Raw genomic sequence first — 17,059 nt, 5'->3', positions numbered from 1 at the left:
GGGAGGGTCAGCTCCCGCTCGTGCTCCGGTACTGGTTCAGCATTCCCTTCACCGTGTGCCTGTGGCGCACGAATATCCCCAGGACGGCCGGGTCGAAGTGCACGTCCGCCTCGGCCTGCATGATGTCCAGGGTCTCCTGGAACGAGTACGCCTTCTTGTAGGGCCGCTCGCTGGTGAGGGCGTCGAAGACGTCGGCCACGGCGATGATGCGGCCCGCCGCCGGTATGTCCCTCTCGGAGATGCCCTTGGGGTAGCCGCTGCCGTCCCACTTCTCGTGGTGGGAGAGGGCGATGATCTCCCCCATCTGGAGGAGCTTCGAGCTCGAGCCGCCCAGGATGCTGCCCCCCGCCACCGTATGCTGTTGCATGACTTTCCACTCCTCGTGCGTCAGCTTCTCGGGCTTGAGGAGGATGGTCTCGGGGACGATGATCTTGCCCACGTCGTGCATGGGGGCGGCGTGCTGGATCATCTCCACCTCGCCGGGCGGAAGCCCCATGCCCTGCGCGAGGAGGAAGGCGTATTCCCGCACCCGCTGGATGTGCTGGGCGGTGTCCGGGTCCTTGTACTCGGCCACCACGGCCAGGCGGCGGATGGTTTCGAGGTGGGCCTCGTAGGTGTCGCGCTGGGCCGTGGCCACCTCATCGAGCGCGCTCCGCAGGCTCCGGGTGCGGTCCGTCACGGCGATCTCGAGCTCGTCATGGCGCCTGCGCAACTGGTCCCGCGCCTCCTTGAGCTTGAGGAGGGAGCGGGTGCGGACGTGGAGCTCGACCAGGTCCACGGGCTTCGAGATGAAGTCGTTGGCTCCGGCCTCGACGGCGCGCAGGCGGTCGTCCTTGTTGCCGAGGACGGTGACCATGATGATGGGCAGGTCCAGGAAGGCGGGGTCCGCGCGGATCTGCCGGGCCACCTCGAAGCCGTCCATCCGCGGCATCCGCACGTCGAGGAGGACGAGGTCCACCCCGAGCTTCACCCGGGCCATCGCCTCGAACCCGTCCTGGGCGGTCTCGATGTGGTGGCCCATGCCGTGGAGGTGGCGCTCCAGGAACTGGACGTGCTCGAGCTCGTCGTCGACGATGAGGATGCGCTTGGGGGATTCCACGGGCGGGGCGCCGGGGGGGATCATTGTCCGCCCGCCTGTGTCCCCTCGGCGGGACGGGGGATGAGGACCATGATCTGGCGCTGCTGGTCGCCCGCGACCACGGCGTTCTTCAGCTTCTCCAGCAGGGCGCGGCTGACCTCCTGGCCCTTGCGGGCGAGGAGGATGCCGCGCTCCCCCCGCGAGAGGAGGTCCTCGCCCAGGATCATCTCCGGCGCCAGGTCGGACAGCTTGACCCTGCGGGGCTCCAGGTCGATGGGGTTCCCGGATTCGTCCACGATGATGCTCTGGAGGGCGGACAGGATGGCCGGGTCGTTGCGCTCCTCGGCCCTCCGGAGCGCCGTCAGGGCGTCGCGGTGGCCGAGGCCCTGGGAGAGGAGCAGGTCGTAATGCACCACGGCGCGCAGGATGAGCGAGCCGATGGTCGCGGGGTCCCGCAGCCTGAGGTCGCCCGAGTAGAACTCCCTTAGGTGGGACTTGGGCTGGTTGCGGATCATCTCCGCGGCGAAGCCCAGGCGGGGGATCTTGGCCAGGAGGACCGCCGCGGTCTCGGTGTGGCCCTCCACCATCTTCTGCTCGTCGGGGGAGAGGGGCTTGCCGGTGAAATGCTTCTCGGTCACCTCGAGAGGAATCGCCACCCAGCCCACTTGGGAGAGCATGGCCGCGAACTCGTACTGCCAGGCGTTGGGGAGGTCGAGGTTCATGCAGAGCTGGCGCACCAGCCGGCGGATGCGCCCGACGCGGCTGAACACGAGGGGGCTCACCAGACCAAGGATGTCCACCAGGGCGCGGACGCTGCCCTGGAGGGTCTTCTCCAGCAGCTCCTTCTCGGCCGCGTAGGAGCGCTGCAGCTCGGCCCGCTGGCGCTTGATCTCGTCCAGGGACTCCTTGAGCCGGAGCTGGCTCTCGGCCCGGACCCTCAGCTCGATGGCGTCCACGGGCTTGTGGATGAAGTCGTTGGCGCCCGCCTTCACGGCCTTCAGGCGGTCGTCGCGGCTGCCCAGGGCGGTCACCATGATGATGGGGATGTCGCGCGTGGCGGGCGTCTTCCGGATGCGCTGGACCACCTGGTAGCCGTCCATGCCCGGCATTCTCACGTCGAGGAGCACGAGGTCGATCTGGGAGGTGAGCTTGGCCAGGGCCTCGTCGCCGCTCGACGCGGTTTCGGCCTGGTAACCCATGGAGGAGAGGATTTCCCCCAGGACCTGGAGGATCTCCGGCTCGTCATCCACCAGCAGGATTCGTTTGGGCGAAACCGCCATCGGGTTGCGGGCCCCCGAGCCATGGCCACCAAAAAAAACCGGTATTTCCGCGTTTTTCTATTCAATCAAGTATTGTCCGAATTTCATCCCAATTTATTCCGATTTTGAAAAATTGGGAATAGCGGCCATCCGAAAAATAATGAAAGAACTCTCTTTTGGGCGCTTTGCGCGCATTCTGAGGCATTTTTCAGTGCATGGGCGAGTAGGGCGCCGGGAGCCAGGCCTCGGCGGTCTGGCTCACGATAAAAGGATGGAGGCTCTCCCTCCAGCCGGGCAGGGCCGCCTCCCTCTCGCGCACCTCGGCCCAGTGGGCCAGATCTCGGTAGGGCCAGATGTGGACGAATTCGTTCAGGATTCCGGATTCGAACTCCCCGGCCGGGTTCCCGAAAGCCCCCGCCAGGGGCGAGAGCCGCTCGCGCTCCGGCAGGAGCTTCTTCCAGGCCTCCCCGGCCTCCTTGAACGCGCCCGTCTTGAGGAAATCGCTGTGGATGACATAGATGCCCCCCATCGCCCCCGTCAGCGGCCGGGGCCGGCAGGAAGAGGGCCGCATGAGGCGGGTGACCTGCTTGTGGATGTGCTCGCGCTTGAGGGGGGGCCACCAGGGCTGGCGCAGCGTCTCGGCGCGCACGCTCTCGCGGTGGGCGGTGCTCTCGTACTCCCAGATGTGGAGGATGCGGTTCATCTCCCCCATGGCGCACTGGAAGAACCCCACCAGCGGCGAGAGCCGGACGCGCCTCTCGATGATGCGGCCGAAGTCCTCGACGGCCTCCTCCACGTGCCCCGGCGTGATGGTGTAGGCGCGGACCTCATAGAGCACTCGGGCGTCTCCTCATGGCCTCCCGCTCTCGCGGGGGCGCCCGCCGGCCGGCGGGCGCAAGTTGAGCTCGCCCAGGCTCTCGAACGGGATGGAATCCCCCAGCATGGCGCCCGCCCCCAGCGCGCCGCCCGTGAAGGCCACGCCCGACAGCTTGTAGCGGATCGGGCGGTCCGGGCTGAGCTCGAATATCTGGTTGAGGAGGGTGATGGTGGAGGCCGAGCCCTCCGCCCGCATCAGGGCGCTCCCCAGGCGGGGCACCTCCACCCGCTGGTTGCTCAGCCCGCGCAGGATGGGCCGGCCGTTCAGGTCGAGGTCGAAGCGGGCGCCGGTGAGGACCAGGGGATAGTTGTTGGGGTTGCGGACGCGGAGCGAAACCTCCATGACCTGCTCGAGCGGGGAGATCTCCCGGGGCACCAGGTTCACCAGGGTGACGTCCAGCGCGGGGCGCTCGCCCATCAGGGCGCCGCACCCCGCCAGGGAGAAGGCGAGGAGAGCCGCTCCGAGGGCCCGAACCGGCGGGGCCGTACCCTTTTCGATCATCCGATCCATCCCCCGTTCCCGGTATAATGTCCGGCGTTTCCCGCCCATGTTACACGGTCCGGCCGGTGGACCCAAACCCTTGGGGAGGACGCTCCGCATGAATCCCTTCGCCCGGCGCCTGGCGGCGGCCGGTCTTCTTCTCGCGGCATGGCTGGCGGGTTCCGGCCCGGCGGAGGGGGCGGCCCCCCCGGCGGGCGCCCGGGGCGGGATGATCCTCATCCCGGCCGGCTCCTTCCTCATGGGCCGTAACGGCGGCCCCCAGGAGGAGGCCCCGGCCCACGAGGTGCACCTGCCGGCCTTCCACATCGACCGCAACCTGGTGACCTGGCGCGAGTACGCCCGCTTCATCCAGGCCAAGGGCCCGGCCGGCCCCAAGGGGGAGATGTACCTGGACCTGGAGGACCCGGACAACCGCATCCACCTCAGGGATGGGGTGTGGGCGGCCGAGCCCGCCTTCGCCGATCACCCGGCGGGGGAGCTCGCCTGGCACGGCGCCGTGGCCTACTGCGCCTGGGCGGGCAAGAAGCTCCCCAGCGAGGCCGAATGGGAGAAGGCCGCCCGGGGCACGGACGGGCGCCTCTATCCCTGGGGGAACCAGAAGCCCACGAAGGAGCTGGCCTTCCTGGGCTTCCGGGGGGAAACGGGGCCCGTCGGGCGCCATCCCAAGGGGGCGAGCCCCTACGGCGTCCTCGACATGGCGGGGCAGGTGTGGGAGTGGACCCGCTCCCTCGCCAGGCCCTATCCCTACAACCCACGGGACGGCCGGGAGGATCTCTCCGCCGACGCGCCCCGCGTCATCCGGGGCGGGATGGCCGGGAGCGACGAGGAGGGCTTGACCTCCACCAGCCGCGAGGTGGTCTTCCCTCCGCGCCAGGCCACCGGCCACGCCTACATCGGCTTTAGGTGCGCGCGGGCGGACGAGGCGGTGAACTAGCCCGCACGTCAGCTGGAAGGCGAAAGCCGTCCGTAGGGGCGAGGCATGCCTCGCCCCTACGGATGCGGCCGTCGAATAGGTTTGTAGGGGCGAACCTTGTGTTCGCCCCCCATCGTGGCGCGGAATCCGAAGGGGCGAATACGAGATTTGCCCCTACAGACTTCCGCGGCGATGGGACCCTGCCTTGCTAAAACCCCTTGTTCAGCACGAGCCCGAAGAAGATGGCGAGGAGGCCGAGGAGGAGGTTGACGAGGTTGGTCTTCTCCAGGGCGCCGATGACGGCCAGGCGCTCTTCGATCCCCGCCGCGAGGGGGCGGCCGTTGCCGGCGGGGCCCGTGCCCCGGGTGAGGCGGAGCCCCAGGGCGAAGAACTGGAAGCTCATGGCCATCACCATGAGGAACACGGTGGCGAGCTTGAGCCCCAGGGGGACGAAGATGAGCACAAACCTCTCCCCCATGGCCGTCTTGAGGCCGGTCAGGTACCAGGCCCCGGTGAGGATCAGGGCGCCCATGCAGACCAGGATGAAGGGGTGGTAGAAGCGGATGATGGCCGCGACCTCGCCCGCGAACTCCCCGGGCTCCAGCCGCCGGCGCAGGATCGGCAGGAAGATCGAGACGAAGGCCGCGGCCCCCGTGTAGAGGCTGGCGGCCAGGATGTGGACGTAGAGAATCCAGAAGTAGCCGCGAGACATCCGGTCACCTTCTGAGGGCGAAGCGGGCCCTCGGCGGCGCCGCGTCGCCGTGGACGGGACGGATCGCGGAGGGCGGGATGTGGCTGGGAAATCCGAACAGGTGGCTCAATGGGGAAGCCCGTCCGCGCCCTCTCCCCCCGGGTGAGGGTGAATTCGGCGGCGAGGTTTCCCTCACCCCAACCCTCTCCCAAAGGGAGAGGGGGCAAGGCCTGACGGGAAACGATGTTCCTCGTGAGCAACCTGGTGGGGCTTCGCCCCTAGCGCGCCGCCTCCCTGGGGAAGAACTTCCCGTACATCTCGGGGCGCTGCCACTGGCTCAGGACGCCCGCCTTGGCGCCGTTCTCCCGCGAGGAGCTCACCTGGTCGCGCTGGCCGCGCAGATCGCGCACCCGATCGAGGTCCACGTCCACGACGAAGAGGCCGGGCTTGGTGCTCTCGAAAATGACCTCCTCGGGCGTGGCCACCATGGCGAGCCCCCGCTCGGAGGCGTCGAAGAGGTTCTGGGTGGTGATCACGATGGCCAGGTTCTCGATGGCGCGGGCCCAGATGAGCTGGCGCCAGGTCGTCCAGAGCTTGCGCTTGTCGGCCCCGCCCGGGAGGAAGATGAGCTCCGCCCCCCGCAGGGCGAGGGCGCGGGGCACCTCGGGCATGTAGACCTCGCTGCACATGGCGAGGCCCACCTGGGCGTAGGGGGTCTCGAAGACCGGGAACTCGTCGCCCGCGACGTACTGGAACTCCCAGAGGCCGCCGCCGGTGTAGATCCAGGGGCCGGGCGGATGGGTGCGGCGGTACTTGCCGGGGGCGCCCCCGCCCGGGCGGGCGAGCATGAGCAGGTTGTGGGCCGTCCGGGCCTTCTCGTCGATGGGCTCGAGGGTGCCGTACTGGACGTAGACGCCGCAGCGCTTGGCCGCGTCCACCAGGGCCCCGGTCGGGTCGAAATGGGCGGGCATGCGCCAGGGGCCGGGGTAGCTCTCCGGGAAGGCGACGAACTGCGCCCCCTGGGCGGCCGCCTGCTCGACGTAGCGGACGGCGTCCGCCACGTTCTTCTCATCCTCGGGCGGCCTGTGGCTCATCGGCTGGACGAGCGCGATGCGGAAGCTCTGGGGCATCTCGAATAATCCTCAGCGGCCTTGCAACAATGCTGGATCGCCGTCCATCAGCGGGGGCGGGATTCCGTAGGGGCGATGCTTGTCATCGCCCTCTCCGATCCAGCGCCCGCCTGGGCGAACACAAGGTTCGCCCCTACGGATGGGGGTAAGGGACCGGGCGCGGCAGGGAATCTCAACGGGCCGTCTTCCTACTTCTTCACCCGGTCCGAGAAGAGCACCCCGGCGGACGCCCAGGAGTCGCCGTCGATGTCGTGGAAGACGACGGTGATGGCCTCCTTGGGGGCGCCCGAGTGCTTGTGGACGGATTCGGTCACCTCCTGCGCGATGGCCTTCTTCGCCTCCTTGCTGCGCCCCTTGATGAGGCTGATGTGAACGACGGGCATTGGGCTCTCCTTCGGGATGGGGAGAATCCCCCGCTAGGACTCCTTCGGGGCGGCCGCCTTGACCCCGGCCGGCACGCGGTCCTCGAACTGCTTGAAGTTCTTGCGGAACTCGCCCGCGAGCTCGCGCACTTTCTCCTGGTACCTTTTCCCGTCCTTCCACATCATCTTGGGGTTCAGGAGCTCGGCCGGCACGTCCGGGCAGCTCGCCGGCGCGTGGAGGCCGAACTCGGCGATGTGCTGGGTGGGCACCTGGGCCAGCTTGCCCTCCGACGCGGCGGTGAGGAGCGCCCGGGTGTGCTTGAGGGGGACGCGGGGCACGTCGCCGGCCAGGCCGCCGACGCAGCCCGTGTTCACAAGCCACACCTGCGCCTTGTGCTTGGATATCTTCTCCTTCAGCAGCTCCCCGTACTGGGCCGGGTGGAGGGCCATGAAGGGCGCGCCGAAGCAGGTGCTGAAGGTGGCCTCGGGCAGGATGACGCCCGCCTCGGTGCCCGCCACCTTGGCCGTGTAGCCCGAGAGGAAGTGGTAGACGGCCTGCTCGGGCGTCAGCTTGCTGATGGGGGGCAGCACCCCGAAGGAGTCGTAGGTCAGGAAGAACACGTTCTCCGGGTGGCCGCCCATCCCCGAGAGGACGCAGTTGTCGATGAAGGTGGTGGGGTAGGTGGCGCGGGTGTTCTCGGTGATGGAGCCGTCGTCGAAGTCGATCTCCCGGGTGTCCGGATGGACGACCACGTTCTCGAGCACCGAGCCGAAGCGGATGGCGTCCCAGATCTGGGGCTCCTTCTCCCGCGACAGGTTGATGGTCTTGGCGTAGCAGCCGCCCTCGAAGTTGAAGACGCCCTGGTCGGTCCAGCCGTGCTCGTCGTCCCCGATGAGGCGGCGCTTCGGGTCGGCCGAGAGGGTGGTCTTGCCCGTGCCCGAGAGGCCGAAGAAGAGGGCCGTCTTGCCGTCGTGCCCCATGTTGGCGGAGCAGTGCATGGGGAAGACGCCCTGGATGGGAAGCAGGTAGTTCATGATGAAGAAGGCGGACTTCTTCATCTCTCCGGCGTACTCGGAGCCACCGACCAGGCCCATCCCCTTCTCGAAGTTCACCAGGGTGAAGTTCTCCTGGCGGAGTCCCTCGGCCGGGCCCGCTCCCAGGAAGCGGCCGGCGGTGATGACGGTGAACTTGGGCTCGTGCTCGCGGAGTTCCTCGGGCGTGGGCCGGATGAAAAGAGTGTGGCAGAAGAGGGCATGCCAGGCCTGCTCGCAGATGACGCGGACGGGCAGCCTGTAGCGGTGGTCGGCGCCCACGAAGCCGTCGAAGATGAAGACGTCGCGGCGCTGCATGTAGCTGAAGACCTTCTCGCGGACCTTCTCCCAGTTCTCCGCCGAGATCTTCTGGTTGATCGGCCCCCACCAGATGTTCTTGTTCGAGGGCTCCTGGTCCACGGTGAACTTGTCCTTGGGGGAGCGCCCGGAGAACTTGCCGGTGTGCACCACCAGGGCGCCGTTGGGGGCGAGGTAGCCCTCGCCGCGCGCCACGGCCGCCTCCACCAGGCTCGGCATGGGCAGGTTGCGGTGCACGCGGCCGAGGTTCTTGAGGCCGATCCTCTCGGTGCCGCAGGTCTCACCGGCGAGCGAGGCCTGGGATTGTTCTCCTCGCGCGGCCATAGCCATTCGCGTTCCTCCATTGAAGTTCGAGCGGAGCTTCGCCCGGCGGGAAGGCCATGCCGGGATTATGCGCCGGGACGCCGGGAGGGCACAGTGTTCCCCGAAGCGGGAGCAATATGCCCCCAAGAGGATGCGGGGGTCAACTTTCGGGGGGCCTCGCGAGCGGGTCCTCGATGGGCTTCCTTCCCGCGAAACCGGTCTCGATCTCGTGCCAGTGGGCGACGGTTTCCTCCTCCATCCGCCAGCAGAGGTAGACGAGCCGGCCCTCCCGCAGGGTAGGGAAGTCCACCAGCCCCGCGGACAGGTCCTTGAGAATTACGCCCGTCCGGCGAAGGAACTCTAGATAGGTGTTAAGGGATTGAATGTGGCGCAGATACTCCCCCGCGCCCGGGAACGTGCCCCCGCCCCGCTGGGAGCCCTCGGTGAGGGCCTTCATCTCCACCCGGAAGGGGAGGAGGCGCTCCCGCAGGCGGGCCATCTCCTGGAGCCGGGGCCGGAGCGCGGGGACGAGGGCCCGCGCCTCCTCCAGCGTGAAGACCCGCTGGGCGGCCACCCCTAGCTCCTTCCGCCGTCCCGCCGGTAGAAGGGGAGGGCTGCCACCCGGCCGCGCGCCTCGCCCCCCTCCCAGCGCACCCGGACCTCCGTGCCCGGCTCCATCGCCTTGCGGTGGAGATAGGCGAGGGCGATGCCCCTCCCGAGGGAGGGAGAGAGCGCGGCGCGTGTCACCTCGCCCGCTTCCTCGCCCTCCTTGAGCACGGCCGCCCCGGCGGGGGGCGCCTCTTCCCCCTCCAGGCGGATGCCCGCGAGCCCCCGGTTCACCTGGCCCAGGTACTTGATCTTGGCGATGACCTCCTGGCCGATGTAGCAGCCCTTCTGGAAGTCGAGGGCGCGGGTCTCGAGGCCCGCCTGCATGGGGTTGACCTCGGGGCCCATGTCCTTTCCGAACAGGGGCACCCCCGCCTCCAGGGTGAGCGTCTCGAAGGCCCCGAGCCCCGCCGGGCGCGCCCCCGCCGAGGCGAGCCGCTCCCAGGCGCCCCCGGCCAGGTCGCGGGGGACGAGGAGGATGCAGCCCTCCTCCCCCGTCCAGAGCTCCCGCGCGGCCATGATCTCGTCCCTCACCACGTGACGGTGCTCGCCTCCCTCGGGCCAGGGGAGCCCCGCCCGGGCCGCGATGTCCGGCGCTCCGGGGCCGAAGAGGCCCAGGGCGCAGAGCGCCTCGGTCCGCTCCGCCACCTCCACCTGATCCATGATGATGAAGTGGTCGAGCGCCCCGGCGAGGGGACCGCTCATCCCCGGCGGGACGAGGGCCAGCAGGTCCTCCGCCCGGCGGTAGAGGTGGAGGTCCGAGACGAACTTGCCCTGCCGGGTGAGGAAGGCGGCGTAGACCCCCTCGCCCGCCTTCAGGTCCTGGACGCCGTTCGTGAGCATCCCGTGGAGGAAGGGGACGGCGTCCGGTCCCGAGAAGGCGAGCTTGCCCCAGTGGGAGAGGTCCATCACAATGGCCCCTTCCCGGCAGGCGCGGTGCTCGGCTTCAGGGTCCCCGAAATCGCGGGGCATCCGCCAGCCGGCCTCCTCCGCGAGGCGGGCGCCGGCTTTTTCATGTCGGGCAAGGAGAGGAGTCTCGGGCACGTAGAGAGCCTCCAGTGGCCGGAGGGCGGGCTTGCCACGTCATTCTATGGCTTCCGGGCGCGGGCGGAAAGGGCGGGGAGGGGCACACCGCGCGTAGGGGCGGCCCCCCGTGGCCGCCCTTCCGAAGGGCAGGTGCGCGGGCGGGGCAGGCACGGGGGCCTGCCCCTACGTACATGAAGGCATCGTTCATCTATCGGTGCGAAACACGACAAGGAGCCACGCATGGGCGAGCGCCTCGGGTTCATCGGCCTCGGCAAGATGGGCACCCCCCTGACCCGCAACCTGATGCAGGACGGCCACACCGTCTGCGGCTACGACATCGACCCGGAGAGGATGCGCCAGCTCGAGGAGGCGGGGGGCGCGCCCTGCGCCTCCGCCCGGGAGGTGGCCGAGCGCTCCGACATCACCTTCACCATGCTCCTCAAGCCCGGGCACATCGAGGAGAACACGATAGGCCCCAAGGGGGTCGCCGCCGCGGGCAAGCGCGGCCTCATCCACGTCGAGATGAGCACCATGTACCCCACCTGGTCCGAGGGCCTGGCCGGGAAGCTCGCCGCGCGCGGCGTCGAGATGCTGGACGCCCCCGTCTCGGGCTCGGTGGACCAGGTGCACCAGCGCACCCTGGCCTTCATGGCGGGGGGCAGGCGCGAGGTCTTCGAGCGGGTGCGGCCCGTCATCGAGCCCCTGGGGCGCAAGACCGTCTACACCGGGGCGAGCGGCACCGGCGCCACCATGAAGCTCGCCACCAACCTCTTCGTGAACGCCGGCATCGCCCTCCTCTCCGAGTCCATGCTCCTCGCCCAGCGCTCGGGGGTGCCCGACGAGATCATCCTGGAGGTGCTCCGCGCGGGCACCGTGGGCGGGAACCTCCTCGAGGTGGCCGGGCCGCGCATCCTCAAGCGCGACTTCGCCCCCCAGGGCGCGGTCGAGATCTTCGTCAAGGACATGGGCATGGCCATCGAGCTCGCCCGCGAGCGCGGCTTCGAGCTCCGGGTGGTGCCCGCCGCGCGCGAGATGTTCCTCAAGGCCCAGGCCGCCGGCTGGGACAAGGACGACGCCATCCGCGTCGTCGAGGTGTACGAGGGGAAGGCGGGGTAGGGGTTCATCCCGGATTTCGAATACCGAGAGATGACCATGGAAGTCCTTGGCAGGTTCGTTCTTGCCGCGCCCGTGGCGGTTTTGTCGTGGCTCGGCCGGCAAGGTACGCGCGCCGTCGCCGCGCTCGTCGTCATCGGCATCGCCACGCCATCGATCGGCTCCTTTCTCAAGCCGTTCGTCACCGAGGCGGTTTTCGCGCTGTTGTGCATTGCCTTCCTTCGCGTGGACGCCGCCGCGTTTCGAATCTACGTAGGACGCCCCGCGATCGTGCTCGCGGCAACGGCATGGACATCCTTGGCGATCCCAATCTTGTTTGGCACCGGCTATCTGGCGCTCGGCCTCAAAGATCGGTCGCCCGATCTCTTCCTCGCCCTCGTGCTGCAGGCGATTGCCCCGCCCCTGATGGCGGCCCCGGCGTTCGCCGCCATGATGGGGCTGGATGCCACGCTTGTGCTCTGTGCCATGGTAGCGAGCACGGCGCTGTTGCCTCTTACGGCGATCTTGTTCGCCCATGTCTTCATGGGGCCCGCGCTCACACTCTCTCCATTGGCACTCGGGTTTAAGTTGTTCGCGATCCTCGCGGGCTCCGCTCTTGTCGGCTTCACCATGCGCCGGATCGCGGGTCTCCCCGCCATCGAGCGGCATGAGGATGGGATCGACGGCTTGAACATTCTCGTCCTTTTCGTCTTCATCGTACCCGTCATGGAAGGAGTCGCCCCCCGCTTTCTCGGCGCGCCCATGTTCACAATCGGCATCGCCGCGCTCGCCTTCGCGGTGTTCTTTGTGGTGCTTTGCCTGACCGCCCTCCTCTTCGCGTCCACGGGCGGGGAGCGCGCCCTTACCCTCGGGTTCATGGCCGCGCAGCGCAACGTGGGGCTGATGCTGGCGGCGGCCGGCGGGGCCTTGCCCGACCTCGCTTGGCTCTATTTCGCCTTTGCCTACTTCCCCATCTATCTATCGCCCCTGCTGCTTCAGCCGCTTGTGCGCCGGCTAAAGTAATCCTGGAGGACATGGAACCGGACTTCAGGACCAGGAGGCGGCCTGAGCCCTGAGCAGGGAGTGAATCCCTCGCCCGCGAGCGCAGTTTTGAATTCCAGGTGGCGCGCACGGCGCCCGGAATGATGCCGTAGAAACAGGGCCTTTTTCCTAATTCCGCCGATTTCCGCTCTGTGCACGAACCTGCACGAAATTGCTGTCATTTGCGGTAACCGGCTTTCCCCCGGCAAGCCCTACATTCCCGATCCGGCCCCAGGGGCCGGGGCTTGGGCGGGCGGGTGCGCCCGGCGTAAGGGGAAGGTGTGTCCCACGGGCACTCAGCGAAGGCGTACCGGATAGTTGCGGGAATACCGGATAGTTGCCGCTAATACCGGGTACTTCCCCGATAAAGGGGGGATGGGTTGTCACGGCCGGTCCATGCGGGGCGTGCGGGAGGGAGGAGAGGCTTCAGGGATATTACGGGATATTCAGGGATGTTCAGGCTTATTCAGGCATTTTTTTACGCGCGCGCGAGGCCCCCATTCCTTGACACCCCCGCGGCCGCCCGGTAGCGTCGGGTCCTCATTCCATCCACCATCGAAAAGGGGCGCGGCATGGCGGTCGGCGATCCGGCGGAGTCCAGGAATTTCAAGCTGCTGGGGCATGATCCCAAGGCGGCGTGGGGCGGGGGGAGCCTGGTCGAGGTGAAAAAGGGCTTCGCCTACGTGGGGGCGGTGGGGACCTCGGGCTACGATGGCCCGGAGGGCTTCACGGTGCACGACGTGTCGGACCCCCGCAAGCCCCGCACCATCCTGGAGGTGAAGGCGCCCCCGGGGGTGCACATGCACAAGGTGCGCATCGTGGGGGAGGACCTCCTCTACGTGAACGCCGAGTGCCTGAAGACCGAGGAGGGGAAGCGGGCCCGGGCGGGCATCCACATCTACGACATCCGCAAGCCCGCCGACATCAAGGAGGTGGGCTTCTATCCCCTGCCGGGGAACGGCCCCCACCGCTTCGGGGTGGACAACGAGAAAAAGCTCGCCTTTTTTCCGAACGCGGCCGAGGGCTGGCGCAACCGGGTGATCTGGACGGTGGACATCCGCGACCCCCTGAAGCCCGAGGTGGTGAGCATCTGGGGCCCCCCGGCCATGGACCTGAAGCAAAACCTCCCCTGGAAGGAGCCGGACCACCCGGACCGGGCGTGGCAGGCCCACGGGCCCCCGGCCATCCGGGGGAACCGGATGTACTGCGGCTACTGGGGGGGCGGGATGGTCATCTCGGACGTGACGGACCTCGCCCGCCCCAGGTTCGTGAGCCAGCTCACCTGGGCGCCCCCCTTCCAGGGCTCGACCCATACGGTGTGGCCCATCGGGGACATGCCCTACGCCGTGGTGACGGACGAGGGCCGGGACCGCCAGAACTTCCCGGACAGCCAGTTCATGTGGGTGATGGACATCCGGGAGGAGACGAAGCCACTGCCGGTGGCGACCTTCATGCCGGACCGGGAGCGCTTCCTCAGCCGGGGCCAGCGCTACGGCGCCCACAACATCCTGGAGGACATCCCGGCCAAGGGCCCCTGGGCGAACCTCGTGTTCCTCACCTACTTCAACGCGGGGCTCAGGGCGGTGGACGTGTCGGACCCCTTCCACCCCCGGGAGGTGGGGCATTACGTGCCGGAGTGCAACTTCGGCAAGGCCGTGGTCCAGTCGAACGACATCGGCAAGGACGAGCGGGGCCTCCTCTACCTCATCGACCGCAACGGCGCCGGGATGCACATCCTGGAGTACGGGGGGTAGGGGGGACATGGAGGGGAAAAAGCTCCCCTCGCGGGTTTGGCCAGACGATTCTGCAGGGCGGGTTTGACACCCGCCCCTACGGACGCAAATGGCCGCCGGGGGGTTTTCACCTCACCCCTTCACCGCCCCCATGGTGAAGCCGGCGATGAAGCGGTCCACGAAGAAGTTGTAGAGGAGGGCGACGGGGACGCTCGAGATGAAGCACCCGGCCATCAGGGAGCCCCAGAAGTAGACGTCCCCGTGCACCAGGAAGGTGGGCACCCCCACGCTCACGGTGAAGTTCCGGGCCGCGGTGATGAAGGTGACGGCGTAGACGAACTCCTGCATGACGAGGGTCAAGGTGAAGATGACGGTCGTCAGGATGCCCGCCACCGAGATGGGGATGACCACCTTCACGAAGGCGCCGAAGCGGCTCAGGCCGTCGATCATGGCGGCTTCTTCCAGGTCCTTGGGGATGGCCTTGAAGAAGCCCATCAGCAGCCAGGTGGAGAAGGGGATGGTGAAGGAGGGGTAGACCAGCACCAGGGACCAGAGCGAATCCTGGAGCCCCAGGTCGCCGATGATTCGCGACATCGGGATGAAGAGCAGGGTGGGGGGCACGAGATAGGTCAGGAAGATCGCGATGCCCAGCTTCTCGCCGGCCGGGCCCATCATCCGCGCCAGGGCGTACCCGGCCGGGACGGCCAGGACCAGGGTGATGGCCACCACGATCGCTCCCACGAAGAACGTGTTCCACAGCCACTGGCCGTAGAGGGTGTCGTAGAAGAGCACCTTCAGGTGCTCGAGGGTGGGCGCCTCGTTCAGGATGAAGGGATTGTTCCCCCGCTTGAGGAGGTCGGGGGTGCTCTTGAAGGTGGTGATCAGCATCCAGTAGAACGGGAACGCGCTGAAAATGGTGAAGAGGGCGATGACGCCGTAGTGCCCCCCCCGCGCCGCCCGGCCCCTGAGTGTCTTCTCCGCCGCGGCCATCTCAGACCACCTCCGTGCGCCGCGCCACCCGCAGGAACCCGATGGCCACGGCCAGCAGCATGGGGAACAGGAAGAGCGCGATCGCGGCGCCCTCGGCGATGTCCCCTCCCTGGATGCCGGTGAAGAAGGCCAGGGTCGCCAGCACCTGGGTGGTGTCGTAGGGGCCGCCCCGGGTCAGGACGAAGATCACGATCATGTCGGTGAAGGCGAACACGAGCCCGAAGAGCCCAGCCACCAGCATGATGGGCCGGATGAGGGGGACGGTGATCTCGAACAGGTGGCGCCAGTAGCCGGCCCCGTCCACCCGGGCGGCGTCGTGGATGTCGTGCGGGATGGAGCTCAGCCCGGCCAGGAGGATGACGGTGGCCAAGGGCAGGATGCGCCAGACGTGCACGGCGATGACCGAGCCCATGGCCAGGTGGGGGATGCCGAGCCACATGTACCAGTCGTTGGGGGAGATGAAGCGGAGGGTCTCCAGGGTCCAGTTGAGGACGCTGTAGGTCGAGTCGAAGATCCAGAGCCACCCGATGGTGCCGAGCGAGATGGGGGCCACCCAGGGGAGGAGGAGGAGGAAGCGGATGAGCCACTTCCCCCGGAAGTCGCGCAGCAGCGCCAGCGCCAGGGCGGTGCCCAGCACGATGACGAGGATCTGGGAGACGATGGCGAAGACGAAGGTGTTCCAGATGGCCGTCTGGAAGTTCGTGGTGCCCCAGATGGCGATGAAGTTGCGGAGCCCCACGAAACGCATCGTGCGGTCGCCCATCGAGATGTCGCTGACGCTGTAGAAGAGGGCCAGGAGGAAGGGGATGCCCACCACCAGGACGATGAAGAGCACCGCCGGGCCGATCATCAGCGGCCCCAGCCATTCCGGCCGGTCGAGGAAGCCCCCCGCCGGCCTGGGCGGGGCTTGGCGGGTTTCCAGGCCGCGCTCCAGGGTCGCCATGGCCCGCCTCACAGGGCCCGCGGCGCGGCCTTCAGGCCGGTGCGGGGATCGAAGAACTTGAGGTCTCCCTCGGGCGTGGCGAACTCGTGCCGCTCGCCGGTCTGGATGGGCGCCGAGATGTTGGAGGGGAGCTTGGAGATGACGCGGTGACCCTCGAACTTCCCCTCCGTCGTGCCGTAGACCAGCCGGTCCGAGCCCAGGTACTCGAGCCTCGTGACGCGGCAGGGGATGTTCAGGAGTGCCCCGTTCGCGCCGAAGACCTCCTTCGGCAGGAAATTCTCGGGCCGGAAGCCCAGGATGTAGCCCGGCGTCTCGATGAGGTTCATGGGGGGCGAGCCCAGGAAGGCGGCCACGAAGGTGTCGGCCGGGTCGTGGTAGACCTCCTGGGGGGTGCCGAGCTGGCGCACCTTGCCGCCGCTCATCACGGCGATGCGGTGGCCCAGCCCCATGGCTTCCACCTGATCGTGGGTGACGTAGATGGTGGTGGTGGCCACCTGGCGCTGGAACTGCTGCAGCTCGTCGCGGGCCGAGGTCCTGAGCTTGGCGTCGAGGTTGGAGAGCGGCTCGTCCAGGAGGAAGACGGCCGGCTCCCGGACCAGGGCCCGGGCGAGGGCCACCCGCTGGCGCTCCCCGCCCGAGAGCTCGCGGGGCTTGCGGTGCAGCAGGTGGCCGATGCCGAGCATCGAGGCGGAGCGCTCCACGCGCTTCTGCCGCTCATCCCTCGCCATGCCCTGCGCCTTCAGGGGGAAGGCGATGTTCTTGGCGACGGTCATGTGGGGATAGAGCGCGTAGCTCTGGAAGACCATGGCGATCTTCCGGGCGCGGGGGGGGAGGGCGGTGACGACCTGCCCTCCGATGACGATGTCGCCCGAGCTGGGCTGCTCGAGCCCGGCGATCATGCGGAGGAGAGTCGTCTTTCCGCAGCCCGAGGGGCCGAGCATGACGAGGAACTCGCTCTCGCGGGTCGCGAGGCTCACGCCGTCCACGGCTTTCACGTCGCCGAAAAGTTTGATGACGTCCTGCGTTTCAACGATAGCCATGTCGTTCCCGATGTGGGCCGCGCCGGCATGGGCGCGTCCGGCGGGCGTTCAACAGGCGGGGAGGCCCTGGAGCCCCAGGGCCTCCCCGCGGTGAGAGCTACGGTGACCGATGCGTCGCGCTTCG

17 protein-coding genes are annotated in these 17,059 nt (G+C 68.3%); 4 read left to right on the top strand and 13 right to left on the bottom strand.

From position 1 onward, the window contains the following. Positions 1–7: 7 nt before the first annotated feature. The 4 genes from HYZ11_17920 to HYZ11_17905 form a co-directional block, all read right to left on the bottom strand. The gene (locus tag HYZ11_17920) at positions 8–1,123 is read right to left on the bottom strand and encodes a response regulator (GenBank protein MBI3129490.1); all 1,116 of its coding nucleotides are present in this window, start codon (positions 1,121–1,123) and stop codon (positions 8–10) included. Then, positions 1,120–2,358 carry a response regulator gene (locus tag HYZ11_17915; GenBank protein ID MBI3129489.1) on the bottom strand — a complete coding sequence of 413 codons (1,239 nt, stop codon included), beginning with the start codon at positions 2,356–2,358 and terminating at the stop codon, positions 1,120–1,122. The genes HYZ11_17920 and HYZ11_17915 overlap by 4 nt, the downstream gene beginning before the upstream one ends. 187 nt (positions 2,359–2,545) lie before the next feature. After that, positions 2,546–3,175, bottom strand: a complete 630-nt coding sequence (locus HYZ11_17910) for an NIPSNAP family protein (protein ID MBI3129488.1) — start codon at positions 3,173–3,175, stop codon at positions 2,546–2,548. A gap of 12 nt (positions 3,176–3,187) precedes the next feature. After that, the gene (locus HYZ11_17905) at positions 3,188–3,715 is read right to left on the bottom strand and encodes an LEA type 2 family protein (protein MBI3129487.1); all 528 of its coding nucleotides are present in this window, start codon (positions 3,713–3,715) and stop codon (positions 3,188–3,190) included. 97 nt (positions 3,716–3,812) lie between these two features. Between HYZ11_17905 and HYZ11_17900 the strand changes: the two genes are divergently transcribed. Continuing rightward, positions 3,813–4,649 carry an SUMF1/EgtB/PvdO family nonheme iron enzyme gene (locus HYZ11_17900; protein ID MBI3129486.1) on the top strand — a complete coding sequence of 279 codons (837 nt, stop codon included), beginning with the start codon at positions 3,813–3,815 and terminating at the stop codon, positions 4,647–4,649. A gap of 187 nt (positions 4,650–4,836) precedes the next feature. Here HYZ11_17900 and HYZ11_17895 read toward each other — a convergent pair whose 3' ends face one another. The 6 genes from HYZ11_17895 to HYZ11_17870 form a co-directional block, all read right to left on the bottom strand. Then, the gene (locus HYZ11_17895) at positions 4,837–5,340 is read right to left on the bottom strand and encodes a hypothetical protein (GenBank protein MBI3129485.1); all 504 of its coding nucleotides are present in this window, start codon (positions 5,338–5,340) and stop codon (positions 4,837–4,839) included. Positions 5,341–5,597: 257 nt separating this feature from the next. Then, positions 5,598–6,449 (bottom strand): carbon-nitrogen hydrolase family protein, encoded by an 852-nt coding sequence (locus HYZ11_17890; protein MBI3129484.1) that lies wholly within the window; start codon positions 6,447–6,449, stop codon positions 5,598–5,600. A 188-nt stretch (positions 6,450–6,637) separates the two neighbouring features. Continuing rightward, positions 6,638–6,832: a tautomerase family protein gene (locus tag HYZ11_17885; GenBank protein ID MBI3129483.1), complete on the bottom strand. Its 195-nt coding sequence runs from the start codon at positions 6,830–6,832 to the stop codon at positions 6,638–6,640. Positions 6,833–6,865: 33 nt separating this feature from the next. Further along, positions 6,866–8,485 (bottom strand): phosphoenolpyruvate carboxykinase (ATP), encoded by a 1,620-nt coding sequence (gene pckA, locus HYZ11_17880; GenBank protein ID MBI3129482.1) that lies wholly within the window; start codon positions 8,483–8,485, stop codon positions 6,866–6,868. A 139-nt stretch (positions 8,486–8,624) separates the two neighbouring features. Beyond that, positions 8,625–9,038: a DUF2203 domain-containing protein gene (locus HYZ11_17875; protein ID MBI3129481.1), complete on the bottom strand. Its 414-nt coding sequence runs from the start codon at positions 9,036–9,038 to the stop codon at positions 8,625–8,627. Positions 9,039–9,040: 2 nt separating this feature from the next. Beyond that, entirely contained in the window at positions 9,041–10,114 is a 1,074-nt protein-coding gene (locus HYZ11_17870) for a hypothetical protein (protein ID MBI3129480.1), read from the bottom strand. A 222-nt stretch (positions 10,115–10,336) separates the two neighbouring features. Between HYZ11_17870 and HYZ11_17865 the strand changes: the two genes are divergently transcribed. The 3 genes from HYZ11_17865 (at position 10,337) to HYZ11_17855 (ending at position 13,983) form a co-directional block, all read left to right on the top strand. Then, positions 10,337–11,212 (top strand): NAD(P)-dependent oxidoreductase, encoded by an 876-nt coding sequence (locus HYZ11_17865; protein ID MBI3129479.1) that lies wholly within the window; start codon positions 10,337–10,339, stop codon positions 11,210–11,212. Positions 11,213–11,242: 30 nt separating this feature from the next. Next, entirely contained in the window at positions 11,243–12,211 is a 969-nt protein-coding gene (locus HYZ11_17860) for a Na+-dependent transporter (protein ID MBI3129478.1), read from the top strand. A 590-nt stretch (positions 12,212–12,801) separates the two neighbouring features. Next, positions 12,802–13,983, top strand: coding sequence for a hypothetical protein (locus tag HYZ11_17855; GenBank protein ID MBI3129477.1), 1,182 nt, complete (start codon positions 12,802–12,804; stop codon positions 13,981–13,983). Between the two features lie 111 nt (positions 13,984–14,094). Here HYZ11_17855 and HYZ11_17850 read toward each other — a convergent pair whose 3' ends face one another. The 3 genes from HYZ11_17850 to HYZ11_17840 all read right to left on the bottom strand — a co-directional run bounded on the left by HYZ11_17850 (position 14,095) and on the right by HYZ11_17840 (position 16,935). Beyond that, positions 14,095–14,952, bottom strand: a complete 858-nt coding sequence (locus HYZ11_17850) for a carbohydrate ABC transporter permease (GenBank protein ID MBI3129476.1) — start codon at positions 14,950–14,952, stop codon at positions 14,095–14,097. A gap of 1 nt (position 14,953) precedes the next feature. Beyond that, positions 14,954–15,802, bottom strand: coding sequence for a sugar ABC transporter permease (locus tag HYZ11_17845; protein ID MBI3129475.1), 849 nt, complete (start codon positions 15,800–15,802; stop codon positions 14,954–14,956). A gap of 101 nt (positions 15,803–15,903) precedes the next feature. After that, positions 15,904–16,935, bottom strand: a complete 1,032-nt coding sequence (locus tag HYZ11_17840) for an ABC transporter ATP-binding protein (protein MBI3129474.1) — start codon at positions 16,933–16,935, stop codon at positions 15,904–15,906. Between the last annotated feature and the right edge of the window lie 124 nt (positions 16,936–17,059).

The organism is Candidatus Tectomicrobia bacterium, from assembly GCA_016192135.1.
Lineage (GTDB): Bacteria > UBA8248 > UBA8248 > UBA8248 > UBA8248 > 2-12-FULL-69-37.
This window is presented reverse-complemented; position numbering and strand designations above follow the sequence as displayed.